The sequence below is a fragment of the Vibrio genomosp. F6 genome, from assembly GCF_005146325.1.
Lineage (GTDB): Bacteria > Pseudomonadota > Gammaproteobacteria > Enterobacterales > Vibrionaceae > Vibrio > Vibrio cortegadensis.
In genome coordinates this window covers 53000-65335 of the sequence record NZ_SYUT01000022.1, presented here as the reverse complement: position 1 = coordinate 65335, position 12336 = coordinate 53000, and the positions used below count along the sequence as shown (strand labels likewise).

The window sequence follows — 12336 nt, the reverse complement described above, 5'->3', positions numbered from 1 at the left end:
CTCTACCACGAGTATTCGCATCGATGAATGCTATTGTAGATAAGTACTATTGTATACAAGTGCTATGGCAGATGAGCGTTATTGCACTTTAGCATGCTGTAAATGTGTTACTAAGGCTTTAATAAATCGCGCCGCTTCCCCTCCTGTACACGCTCGATGATCAAAGGTCATCGATAATGGCATCGCTTTGACCTCTACCGCTTTATCGTTTTCTACGATTACTTTGCGGATGATTCGTCCTGCTCCCACGATAGCGACCTGTGGGGGAGACACGACAGGTGTGGCATAAATCCCAGCGATGGCACCAAAGTTGGATAGTGTGATGGTGGCATGTTGTAACTGTTCTCTGCCGATCTTGCGCTCTCGGATACCATCCACCGTTTTATCAAGCCACAGACGAATCCCTTTGGCACTGTACTCATCAGCGTGACGCAATACTGGCACATACAGACCGTGCGAACTGTCTACTGCCACGCCTACATTGACCGAGGTATGAATGCATCGAGTCATGGTTTCAGCATCAAACCATGCATTGAGTGCTGGCTCCTGTTGGCAGGCTTGGAGTACCGCTTGAATCAGTCGAATGGAGATATCTTCATTTTCGGCCCAATTCATCAGTAAGGCTTCTTCTGTGATGGTTACTGCTGCGACATTGTGATGCGAGTGCGTCATCGCATTTGCCATCGCACGTCTAGACCCTTTGAGTACTTCAGTGCCAGGGAGTTGTTTGTCACACTGTTGGTAAATATCATCATCGGTGATCAAGCCATCAGCGCCACTGCCTACGATTTCGTGTAAGTCTACGCCTAACTGCTGCGCTAATAGCCGAGCAGAAGGCATGGCGGTAATGAGATTGTCGGTGCTCGTATTAGGATCACCACCGATCCAAAAATCATCGATATTAACGTGATGGTTTTGCTGCGATACATTGCCAACTACGGTTGCGGCATCTTGCTTCTTGCTGATGGTTGAATCATTTTGAGCGGAGTTAGATTGTTTAGAACTAGATCGCTTAGAGCCGGATTGTTCAGAGCCAGATAGCGTGGATTCGGATAGAGACGGTTCAGAGTTTACTTTCGTCAGTTCTCCCTCTTCTTCAATCTCAAGTAAAAGGGAGCCGATGTTAATGACATCCCCCTCTTCACCATATCGACGGACGATTTTACCACTGTAGGGGGCGGGCACTTCTACGATCGCTTTTGCTGTTTCAATCGTCACCACAATCTGGTCAACCTTGACGAGATCTCCAATGTTGATGTGCCATTGCACGATTTCTGATTCGGCAAGGCCTTCGCCTAAGTCTGGTAGCATAAAAGATTTCATTTCCATCCCTCCACTAACTCTTGTGCGGCTAGGACAATATCCTGCTCTTTTATCAAGAAAAAATCTTCGTTTCGGTAATAAGGCATAATGGTATCCATCCCTGTTACTCGCTTAGGTGGGGCTTTTAATAAGCACATCGCCTGTTCTGCTGTTCGAGCCAGAATTTCAGCGCCTACGCCACAGGTTTTACTCGCTTCGTGAACCACTAACAGGCGACCTGTTTTCTCTAGCGAGTGTAGAATCGTCGCCATATCGATAGGTTTGATACTCGCGAGATCAATCACTTCCACTTCAATGCCTTGAGCAGAAAGCGTATTCGCCGCTTGTAGGGATTCGACAACACACGCTCCCCAAGTGACTAAAGTTAAATCTCGCCCTTTGCGAAGCGTGAAGCAACTGTCGAGAGGTAACGCTTTTCCGTTATCGACAACATCGGACTTGACGGTGCGATAAATCCGTTTTGGTTCGAAGAACATCACAGGGTCGTTACTGCGAATGGAGGCCAGCAGTAAACCGTAGGCGCGCTGTGGCGAGGATGGGATGACCACTTTTAAACCTGGAATATGGGCGAATAAGGTTTCAATGCTCTCGGAGTGATGTTCGGGCGCATGGATGCCTCCACCAAATGGCGCTCGAAAAACTGCAGGGCAGGTGAGACGCCCACGAGTTCGATTACGGATTCTGGCGGCATGGCACATTAAATGTTCCATGGCCGGAAAGATGAAACCTTGAAATTGGAACTCTGCAATGGGGCGTAGCCCTTGCGAGGCCATACCAATTGCCACGCCTGCAATTAACGCCTCAGCGAGTGGGGAATCAATGACGCGCTTTAAACCGAATTTCTCTTTGAGACCGACAGTGGCACGAAATACTCCTCCGTTGTCACCCACGTCCTCCCCTAAAAGTACCACGTTAGAGTCGGATGCCATCTCATAATGCAGAGCAAGGTTGACCGCTTCTACCAATGTTATTTCAGCCATGCTTGCCTCCTTGCAAACGCATTGCTTTGTTGATGATTTCATCTCGCTGGTGGTGCAAATCTGGGCTGAGAGATTCGTAGAGAAAATCAAAGGCGCTTTCAGGGGCTTGACCAGGAGTATTTAGGTAGTTGTCTACGGCTTGCTCTATCACTTTTTGGCAATGTTCTAACCACTGCTGATCTTCTTTTTCTGACCAGTAGCCTTTCTGAATAAGGAAGGTTTTTAGTCGGCTGATCGGTTCAAATTCCCATGCCTCATGAAGCTCTTCATCGCTTCGATAGCGAGTGGCATCATCAGCCGTGGTGTGGTCGCTTAAGCGATAACTTATTGCTTCTATGAGCGTTGCTCCTTTCCCTTTTCGTGCATGATCAAGCGCGGATAATATGGCATCAAACATGGCGACAATGTCGTTTCCATCAACAGTGATGCCAGAGATGCCAGCGCCTGCTGATTTTTCGGAAAGAAACTCTGCTGCGCATTGCAGGCTGCGGGGAACAGAGATGGCCCACTGGTTGTTATTGACGACAAAAATTAATGGGATGTTCCATGTGCCCGCACAATTCAAAGACTCTAGAAAATCCCCCTTAGAAGTCGCGCCATCACCACATGTGACCAATGCGGCTTTATGTTTTCCTTCGATTTTCAATGCAGAAGCAACCCCAACGGCATGGGTACATTGGGTCGCGATAGGAACGCAAAAGGGCAAATCATAACTTTGTTGAGATGGGTGGTTTGGCGAGGTGCTGCTTGAACTGAAGTCGCTGCCTCGCTCATCACCTCCCCAGTATTGGAGGTTTTTCTCCATTGGTATTCCACGAGCCCACATCGCAGGAAAATCTCGATAATATGGAATGAAAACATCATCAGAATTGAGCGCGCGTCCGATGGCAATTCCAATGGCTTCTGCACCAAGGTGTGAAGGGTAAGTTCCTAATTTCCCGGTCCTCTGAAGCGCGACGGCTTTTTTATCGTAGGTGCGGGTTAATACCATGTCGCAGTAAAACCCTTTTAGTGTTGCTTTGTCGGCCCATGATGGGAGTGGGCAAACAAGATTGCCTTGATGGTCGATAAACCGATGCATAGGTAACGCCTGAACATTCATCTCAAGCTCCTTTGGTAGCTCAGTTCGACAAATCCACTGTCGATGATGACGAGTTATGCCTAACTGCTTGTAACCAATACCAATAAGTTGATGCATTACTCTAGGAACATCACTTTTAATTGTCATTAACATTGGTATTGCGAATACATTAAGTGTAACCAAAATGTTAAATTGTGCTTGAAATCTAAAAGCGAGACGGAGTAAATTGAGATGTACAGTGAGTAAAACAGATGAAAATATGGAATTTAAAAGCCCAGAAATTAAAAACCTAGAGTGACGTTATTTGAAAAAATTCACTGCTATTAAAGGGAATTTCATAAGATTATTGTGCTGTAGGATGAGCGATGTTATTGCACCTTGAAACTTCAATCAATTTGAAGCTGTGAATGCGGTTATGAACGTGGTTTGAGTTTCAGTATATACTGCATGACAAGTCAGAGTTGGGGAGTTAAATCGTGGCAAATCCAGAGCATAAAGAGACGTTAGATCGCTTTGATAAATTAAGCGTGTGTTTGTATCGGAGTGGTATTAGCTTGTTTTCGGTAGTGGCGATTATGTATTCCGCAATACTGGCAGGAAAAGCCGAGTGGATGGTGATACCTGCCGATATGGAGAGAGTGTGCTTGCTGATCATGAGTATCTCAACGGCTATGAGCGCGGCTAATATACACGTTTACGATAAGCTTGTGAGAGCGGTGATCTCATGGTCGAGTTGGGTTGGTATTCTTTTGATGTTGAGTGATCCCAATCTGTTTTATTCATGGCTATCTCTTGGTTTTATTTTTATTACCTTCTCCGGAATTGCGTTAAAAGAGTCCTTCTGTTTTAAAGTGCTAGGTTTAAAATTGGTACCACTGTTACTGGCTTTAAGCACATTTTTGATGATGTTTGAAAGTTGGATGTTGGCCGCTGTGATGTTATTCGTTTCAGGTTTAGTGCTGGCTTATTTATCCTATGAAAAATGGCGAATGCCGCTTCATTTCGATATTGGTGATAAGTCTAATTACCAAGTGTAAAGGGTAAATGAACCGGAATTGTTGAGGAGATTATTCTCTTTAATTTCATCTCGAAGACATAACGATGTTTGCAAACAAGAGCTATTATTATTTGAATATGAGTCGAATTCATAGCAAGGACACTATGCGATGCCCTATAAAAGCGAGCTTAAAAAACTGCAATATGAGCACCTATTTGGTCACCTGAATATTAATACCTCTCAAATAGATGTACCTGATGAGATGTTTAATGGTTGGCAGCAAACACTCGATCTCTTAGCGGAGATTGTCGATAGTCCTGCGGTGCTGATTATGAGAGTCACAGCGACTGATATTTCAGTATTTACAGCGAGCCGAACTCAAGGTAACCCTTACCACCGGCATGATAGTGAGGTGCTAGGTAATGGCCTTTACTGTGAAACGGTGATTCAGAATCAGAGTGAATTGAATATACCTAACGCACTTAAGGATAAGGATTGGGATCATAACCCTGACATCAAGCTAGGAATGATCGCTTACTGTGGGTTGCCGTTAACTTGGCCAGATAAGACACCATTTGGCACTATTTGTATGTTAGATAGTCAAGAACGAGAATACAGCCCACTTTACCGACAGTTATTGGAACGGTTTCAAAATGGAATCAACGCTAACTTGGCGAGCTTATATCAACATTCCGAGTTGCAATATCTGAATCAAATCCTTGAAAATAATGTTCAACAGAGAACCTCAGAACTGGCAAAATTGAGTGAAAAGTTGATTCAAGAAATTGAGAGCCGTAGAGTCATTGAAGATTCCGTAGACTACTATAAAAGCTACGATGCTCTCACTGGCTTACCTAATCGCTTAAGCTTTATGAGTTCATTGACCCAACAGTTAAATGCTTCAATATCACCACATACAACCATTATCTATTTTGGATTGCGCAATTTTAAGTCGATTAATAATAGTTACGGTTATGTGATTGGCGATAAATTACTGCAGCTTTTTAGCCAACGTGTACAGCGCTTTCTAAGCAGCGATACTCTATTTGCCAGAGTCGCGGGAGCGGAATTTGTTATCGCGCAACCTAAGAGTGATACAACAGATGAAATGCAGTTGATTAATCAAATCATAACTAGCAGTAATCACCCGTTTACGATCGACGAATTTACCATCACGATTCCTTGCTGTATGGGGATAGCGCAGTCACCGTCAGATTCTGATAACGCAGCTGAATTGATACAGAAAGCGGGAGCGGCGATGGATATCAGTAAGGTTGATGGTTCTCAATACACATTCTTTACGAAGCAAACTCAGTTAAATATTGAGCAGCGATATCACCTTGAATCTAATTTAGTCGATGCACTTAAAAATCGAGAGTTGAGCCTTAACTACCAGCCTTTCTTCTGCCTCAAGGATAACAAAGTGATCGGTGCGGAAGCCCTATTGCGTTGGAATAGCCCAATTTTAGGAAATGTACCGCCGGATCAATTTATCAGCCTTGCCGAGCACAATGGACAGATCAATGAGATCGGTAACTTTGTCTTACATACTGCGATTTCCCAAGCTGCAAAATGGTATGTCCTACAACCGGGCGACTTTCGAATCGCGATTAATATCTCTCCGGTTCAATTTAGATACTCGAGCTTTGCTGAACATATTGCCGATCTTTTAACTTTGTACCAATTACCCGCATCGGCGTTGGAGCTTGAGATTACTGAAGGCATTTTATTGCAAGATGAGCATATTGCGCAGCGTACGATCAAGAAGCTACAGCAACTGGGTGTTAGAGTGTCTTTGGATGATTTTGGGACGGGGTATTCATCCTTAAGTTACTTACAAAAATACTCTTTTAATACCCTTAAAATTGACCGTTGCTTTATCACTAATATAGAAAAAAATGAGCAAGATAGAGAGCTTTCTAAAGCGATCATCGCCATTGGTAAAAAGTTGGATATGCACGTCATCGCCGAAGGGGTAGAAACACAAGCCCAAGATGATTTCATTAAATTTGAAGAGTGCGATTATGGACAAGGCTACCTTTACGGCAAGCCTGTTACTGCTGATTTATTTGAAAAGAGTTATTTATTTAAATGATGCATTCACTGAGTGGTTAATGTGAAAGCGTTGTCTAAACTCACTCGGTGTTAATCCCATAATATTTATAAATACTTTTCGACACGCACTGACATCTTCGTATCCAACACTGTGGGCTACCCAGTCGAATGATTGAGTCGATGTTTCTAACAAATGACATGCGTGCTGAATGCGTAATCGTTGAATATATTGGGTTGGCTTCAGTTGGGTTGCTTTAATAAAACGACGCAAGAACGTTCGCTCAGTTAAACAGCATTGGTTTGCTAGGTTTCTTATTGTGAATCGCTGTGAAAAGTCAGTTTGAAGCATCTTTTGAATGGATAATATATCGCTGTCGCCATGATTAAATATGGGTGAGAATTGTTGATAATAGCGTTGTTCTCTTTGCCCGGTATCTACGACCATCATCTTTCCTAGTTGTCTCATTACATGAGGATGAGAGTATTGAGACACGATCTCAAATCCTAAATCAAGCCAAGACATCATTCCTCCGGCAGTAATAACATCTCTGTGGTTGATCAAGATCTTATCTGAATCTAATGGTATGTCAGGGTGGTGCTGTTTAAATAATTGCGATAAAGCCCAATGAGTTGTGACTGAGCGTTTTTTTAATAGTTGAGTTTCAGCTAGGATAAAAACACCAGCACAAGCTGCGCTTATTATGGCACCATTTTTATGTTGATTGCTTAGCCATCCAATGAGATTCAGGTCGGGCTGTAGGTAATACGAACTTTGGTTACTTGGTGGTAATAATATGATATCGAATTGAAGGTTCAGGGCTGGGTTGATGTCCGGTGCTGGTACTTGAATTATTGTTGATTCGAAATGATACGATAAATGTTGATCAATAATGATTCGGTTAGCCAATTGAAACATCTCAATAAAACCATACGTTGCTGTTTTCAAGCTTTCTGGATAATCAATGATTGCGATCTGGATGGCCATAATAGTTCTCAATGTGACACAACAGTTGTCAGTTATAACCTTTATTATGTCAGTTGTGCCACTTATTTGTGGGTTTAGGTAGAAGCGATAATAGCGCTACGAAAGTAAGTGTTATCAAATCAACCTACAAATAGGAATAAAATATGGATCAGAAAGCTTTAGTTGTTATCGACGTTCAAAATGATTACTTCCCCAAAGGAAATTATCCACTTTGGGATACCCAAGAAACCTTACGAAATACGATATTAGCGATTAAATGCGCACATAAAAAAAATATACCTGTTATTCATGTTCAGCATATCGCTTCCGTAAGCGCTCCTTTTTTTAGCCCTGGTACAGAAGGCGTAAAGATACACCCAGAAATTTTGGCCGCGGCACCGAATAGCGATGTTGTTAACAAATCATTTGCTGATAGTTTTGAGCAGACTGATTTGGAAGAGGTTCTTGATAAATATAAGATAACGACATTGTTAATATGTGGAATGATGACGCACAATTGTGTAACGCATACTGCCATTTCAAAAGCAGCAGAAAAGTATGAAGTCTCTGTTGTGACTGATTGCTGTACAACTGTGGATGAGATGCTTCATAACCTTGCACTTAACGCTCTCTCAGTAAGAGTGTCATTGGTAACGACGGCTCAAGTATTTTATTAAAACCCTAATTTATCAACCTGCCATCTAATGATAATTTTTTGTTATTATCTCTCCTGATATTGAATGCTCGAAAGATCACGGTTGGGAGAGAAAAGCATGGCAGCATTAAATCCACAATGGTTGGAAACGTTTAAGGTTCTGGTTGAAGTGGGGCATTTTACTCAGACAGCTGAAAAATTGTATATGACTCAGCCCGGAGTAAGCCAACATATCAAAAAGTTAGAGCTGGCATGTGGACATGAACTTTTAAAGCGAGAAGGGAAGAGTTTTGAGCTGACCGAGCAAGGGCAACAGGTGTATGACTACGCACTGACTCAGTCTCTGCGCGAGCTGGAACTTCTTGAAAGTCTGAGCTTTGATGACCCTCAATCAGGAGAGTGTCGTTTGGCCTGTTCTGGTGCTTTGGCGCTATTGATGTACCCACAGCTGATATCGTTACAAAAACAGTACCCTGAGTTGACGGCACATATCGAAGCGGCACCCAACCATAAGATCTTGGATGACATTCAAAGTGGCAGTATTGATTTAGGTGTTGTCACGCATATTCCCACTCCGAGCCTATTTCAATCTAAAAAATTCGCGAGTGAGCCATTATGCTTAATCCTACCTCGTCAATATCAAGATTTGCCCATTACCCCAGAGCTTTTGGTTCAATTAGGTCTAGTGAAACATCCTGATGCAGAGCACTATTTATCCCTCTATTTTGATCTTTGTGGTGATAAGAAATTGGCTGCGCTTAATAGTGATAGCTTTCCTGTAGTGAGTTATATCAACCAAATTGGCCAAATATTACTGCCCATTTCTCAAGGGATTGGATTTACTGTACTGCCACAGAGTGCGGTTGAAATGTTTGCAGAAAGACACTTCCTGCATGTGCATACCCCGTCTGAAACCGTATTGGAGACTCTGTATTTGGTACAAAAACGTAATCGTCAACTGCCTGAACGATACGTGATGATTAAAGAGGTTTTTAAGCAAAGTTTACAGCGTGAAAGGAAGAAAGAAGACGCGAGTAAATAGGTGCCACTATTTAAAAAGGCATAGCGTGTTTCGCTATGCCAATACGTATATGTTTATGCTAGAGAGGCAGGTTAGCAGCCATGGGACATTAAGAATTCAAATTCATCATGTTCATGGTAGTACTCTGCTTCTTGTTGATGCTTGAACAGTTTTAGTGGCGCGTCGGTTGCGCTGTGATATGTCAGTTTATCGCCAATCACTTGTAGCATTGTGCCTTCAGGAATACCCACTACAATCTCATGTTGATTGATCGCTAAAAATTCTTCAATTCGCTCATCACGAGTTTCGCCCATGTGACCAGAAATATTAGCTTCAATGTAATGCGGATTGATCTGGAAAGGAACGAGGTTTAATGAAGGCAGAATGGCAGCGCTGACGATAGGCATATCGTTCGTTGTGCGAATGGTAGGAGTCGCTATGTTAGTACCAGCACTCCAGCCAATGTAGAGCTTGTTGTGGTTAAGAACGGCTTGACGAATTGGACGAACTAAACCCAAGTCATGAAGCATTTTGTTTAGTACCCAAGTATTGCCGCCACTCACGACGATACCATCGGCTTCTTCTATCGCTTTCACAGGATCATCCGCTTGATGGATCCCAGTCACTTCGCATCCCATTGGGCCTAAAATGTCTTGTAGTGCCGTTACACGATCATCGTAATTTCCGCGAATCATTGCGTATGGAATGAAGAGTAACTTTTTAGCTTGAGTGCGCTCGACGGCAGCGCGAATCCATTCTAGGCCGTATTGTAAAATCTGTTGGTCACCCGGAATTTTACCGTTGCTAAATAGCATCATGTTCATTGGTTAAGCTCCTGTTCATTTCTGTTAATTATCGGCAATTTTGCCAGAATCTCGGTATCAAACTATAAGCAAATGGGTCATTGGACGTTTAATAAACAATGAGCGAAATTTGCATTTTGTTATCTAGTTTGCTGATAGGGGTAGTATTCATAAATTGAGCAGAAATGATGTGCGCCAGTGAGGATATTTGGACAACTTTTCCTATTTCTGACATTACTGGGATTAGCATTGGGAGACGCTTTAGGAACAACGCTCGAGTGTTCCGTGACCCTATTTCAAATACACCGATGTGTGTGGCGATTTGATGTTAGAAAGTAATACTGTCAAACCTGAGATGCTACCTAGATAACTACTATAAACCGCTCACGCATATAATAAGTGAGCGGTTTTATTTGGTTTAATAATCTAAAAAATATTATGGCTTAATAGAACTAAAATCCGTGAAACGACTGGTGTAAAGTACGCTTTCTGGCATATTCTCTGTGTCGTCGAGCGTAATAACGCTAGGTACTTCTGTTGAAGCATCGATTGAATTGATCGTCCTGTTATTATTCACTGTGTACAGAACATCATTAGCAAACCCGTTAGGCTCTTGCCAGTACCAGATCTGAGTATTTCGAGCAAAGTCATCTTGGCAATCGGAACTCAGCGTTAATTGGCCATCTGCCGTTTCTAAGCATTGGTCGATATTGGCGACGCTACGGTATCTTTTCTCTTGATCATAAATAAAGGATTGAGATTTAGATCCATCGATACAATCTTTAAACTGTAACGACTTATTGGTTACCACCGTCAAACATTGCGCGTTCTCTTGGCTTAAGTAAGTGGATTTAATGGTTACGGCGTCAGCCCCTAAGAACCACGGACTATTCCAATCAACGGTTACAGAAAATTGATCTGAATAAGTCAGCTTTTCAAAGTCACGACCAGTATCCCAGTCAGAGTCACTTCCGGTATTACTATTCCATAATTGGCTACCCGATGCGTAACGACGACCAATAATCCAACGGTTATGACCAAATAGAGCGAGGCTATCTACAGTGGTTTTGACAACAATGTCAGATGAGCCATTTGTGTCTTCTTTCGCTGCCACTTTTGCTACAAAATCAGGACGTAATCCGCTAATAGCCAAAGAGTTATTTTCTCTTAGCTTATAAAAATTCCAAGGGTTACCTCGACGTTCATCGTAGTCCCAGCACCAGCCATCTGCGGTGCCTAAATTGCAGAAACCATGTTCAGGATCCAATGACGACCCATATTTATTATTTACATATTTAATGTTGTAGCCGTCTTTATTGGTTTTAGTCACTAGGCCAAACTGTTTTTTATTGGTGATGCTGTATTTATCCGTAAACTTATATTCAATATCTTTGATTGGTATTTTAGGAGAGAACCCTAAACCAACTTTAATGCTAGTACTTGTTTCTTTCTCGATTTTTGACTCCACTTGATCTTGCATTCGTGGGTAGAGATCGTTGAGATAAATCTGACCTGATGACAGCTTGGTAGGGTCATTAATCTTAATATTGACATCAATAGCATCAAGATATTCGTTGTAGACATAGTTTGTATTACTATTATGATTCCAGCGACGGTAAATATCAGACCAGCTATCTGCCATCCCCATATCAACACCAGAGCCTTCCGCCAATACGATTTCTACATACTTATCTTTGTCGCCAGAACGAGCATAAAATGGGGACTTGCTGTAGTAGCGAACTTTGTATTTTAACGTGACATTCCCTTTGCCTTTTCTTTCAACATTGAAGCGACGGTGAACAATAAATTCCATCACATTGCCACTATCTTGGGATGCAGACCTCTTACTACGGCTTCGCTTATTGAGTTCAGTCATTAAGTTAGATGCGAGATATTCAGGATCAAGATCATCAAGAAGATATATACCCCTTTTTTCAATCTCACTTGGTTTAGTCACCAATACGTACTGGCTATCAACACCAAGCCCTAATAACTCAGACGTGAATGTTTTTCTCTCTTCCTTGACAATGTCACTCAAGTTTAAGAGGTAGTAATTACAGCCAGTGGGAACACTTTTTTCAACGCCGTATAAATGACATTGTGGTTGAAAGTATGGTGTCGAGGACTGAAATAAATCTGCAATTGGATCGGTTTGATCAAGGTTCGATGCATAGCATATTGAACTGGAAGCCATCAATAAACTTAAGCCGAGGAAGGAACTAGAAATGTTGCTCATGTTATATCCTTTTGTTTAAAAGTAGATATAAATCAACCTATTGGATTGATTGTCACGAGGATATTACTCTGTTTTATATTATTGATTTTATAAAATGAATGAATGTGTGATTCTGGTATGAAAAATAATCAATTCGTTGATTTTTAAGGAAGTGCTAATGTATTGAGTCGAGAATGGAGCGATTGGTGAATTAAAAATCTTAAATTGAGAGAGCAAGAATT

10 protein-coding genes are annotated in these 12336 nt (G+C 42.1%); 4 read left to right on the top strand and 6 right to left on the bottom strand.

The window, feature by feature from the left end; translation table 11 throughout:
• Positions 1-78 precede the first annotated feature (78 nt).
• Genes FCV43_RS08240 through pdhA form a run of 3 tightly spaced genes read right to left on the bottom strand, consistent with a single transcriptional unit; the run spans position 79 to position 3405 of the window.
• Positions 79-1323 (bottom strand): dihydrolipoamide acetyltransferase family protein, encoded by a 1245-nt coding sequence (locus tag FCV43_RS08240; protein WP_170961626.1) that lies wholly within the window; start codon positions 1321-1323, stop codon positions 79-81.
• Positions 1320-2303 carry an alpha-ketoacid dehydrogenase subunit beta gene (locus tag FCV43_RS08235; protein WP_136994822.1) on the bottom strand — a complete coding sequence of 328 codons (984 nt, stop codon included), beginning with the start codon at positions 2301-2303 and terminating at the stop codon, positions 1320-1322. The genes FCV43_RS08240 and FCV43_RS08235 overlap by 4 nt, the downstream gene beginning before the upstream one ends.
• The gene (pdhA, locus tag FCV43_RS08230) at positions 2296-3405 is read right to left on the bottom strand and encodes a pyruvate dehydrogenase (acetyl-transferring) E1 component subunit alpha (protein WP_136994891.1); all 1110 of its coding nucleotides are present in this window, start codon (positions 3403-3405) and stop codon (positions 2296-2298) included. The genes FCV43_RS08235 and pdhA overlap by 8 nt, the downstream gene beginning before the upstream one ends.
• A gap of 455 nt (positions 3406-3860) precedes the next feature.
• Between pdhA and FCV43_RS08225 the strand changes: the two genes are divergently transcribed.
• Together FCV43_RS08225 and FCV43_RS08220 are read left to right on the top strand one after the other, a co-directional pair.
• Positions 3861-4421, top strand: a complete 561-nt coding sequence (locus FCV43_RS08225; protein ID WP_136994820.1) for a DUF2301 domain-containing membrane protein — start codon at positions 3861-3863, stop codon at positions 4419-4421.
• Positions 4422-4550: 129 nt separating this feature from the next.
• Complete coding sequence (locus tag FCV43_RS08220; protein WP_136994818.1) at positions 4551-6476, top strand: sensor domain-containing phosphodiesterase; 1926 nt, start codon at positions 4551-4553, stop codon at positions 6474-6476.
• Here FCV43_RS08220 and FCV43_RS08215 read toward each other — a convergent pair.
• On the bottom strand, positions 6465-7424 hold the full coding sequence (locus FCV43_RS08215; protein ID WP_206380324.1) for a GlxA family transcriptional regulator: 960 nt from the start codon (positions 7422-7424) through the stop codon (positions 6465-6467). The genes FCV43_RS08220 and FCV43_RS08215 overlap by 12 nt on opposite strands.
• A gap of 140 nt (positions 7425-7564) precedes the next feature.
• Between FCV43_RS08215 and FCV43_RS08210 the strand changes: the two genes are divergently transcribed.
• Both FCV43_RS08210 and FCV43_RS08205 read left to right on the top strand, forming a co-directional pair.
• Complete coding sequence (locus FCV43_RS08210; RefSeq protein WP_136994814.1) at positions 7565-8077, top strand: cysteine hydrolase family protein; 513 nt, start codon at positions 7565-7567, stop codon at positions 8075-8077.
• A gap of 96 nt (positions 8078-8173) precedes the next feature.
• On the top strand, positions 8174-9097 hold the full coding sequence (locus FCV43_RS08205) for a LysR family transcriptional regulator (RefSeq protein ID WP_136994812.1): 924 nt from the start codon (positions 8174-8176) through the stop codon (positions 9095-9097).
• 71 nt (positions 9098-9168) lie between these two features.
• Here FCV43_RS08205 and pepE read toward each other — a convergent pair whose 3' ends face one another.
• Positions 9169-9900 (bottom strand): dipeptidase PepE, encoded by a 732-nt coding sequence (pepE, locus tag FCV43_RS08200; RefSeq protein ID WP_017054760.1) that lies wholly within the window; start codon positions 9898-9900, stop codon positions 9169-9171.
• A gap of 415 nt (positions 9901-10315) precedes the next feature.
• Positions 10316-12115: a hypothetical protein gene (locus tag FCV43_RS08195; RefSeq protein WP_136994810.1), complete on the bottom strand. Its 1800-nt coding sequence runs from the start codon at positions 12113-12115 to the stop codon at positions 10316-10318.
• Positions 12116-12336: the final 221 nt, after the last annotated feature.